The organism is Streptococcus suis (assembly GCF_002964045.1).
GTDB classification, from domain to species: domain Bacteria; phylum Bacillota; class Bacilli; order Lactobacillales; family Streptococcaceae; genus Streptococcus; species Streptococcus suis_U.
The window spans coordinates 1-314 of record NZ_POPB01000647.1 but is presented as its reverse complement, the minus strand read 5'-3'; the positions used below and the strand labels follow the sequence as shown (position 1 = coordinate 314).

The 314-nt window shown below is 40.4% G+C and carries 1 protein-coding gene; it reads right to left on the bottom strand.

Annotated features, from left to right (window positions below; translation table 11 throughout):
• Positions 1–314: translation initiation factor IF-3 (gene infC, locus C1E99_RS13820; RefSeq protein WP_105207825.1), on the bottom strand; the 314-nt coding region annotated here is incomplete at both ends.

Sequence of the window (314 nt, the reverse complement as noted above, 5' to 3'; positions counted from 1 at the left end):
TCTGAAGCTGGGGCCAATTGCATAAACATTTGACGTCCGTCCATCTTAGCGCGTTGTTCGATAATGGCAATATCTTGGGTTGCTTCAGCGAACTCAGCTAATACTTTCGCTCCAACTTCTTTGTGGGTAATCATACGACCCTTGAAACGGATCGAAACCTTAACCTTATTTCCTTTTTCAAGGAATTTACGGGCATGACGAAGTTTTGTCTCGAAGTCCCCTTTATCAATAACTGGACTTAGACGCACTTCTTTTACAGTGACAACACTTTGTTTTTTGCGTTGTTCTTTCTGTTTCTTCTGATATTCAAATTT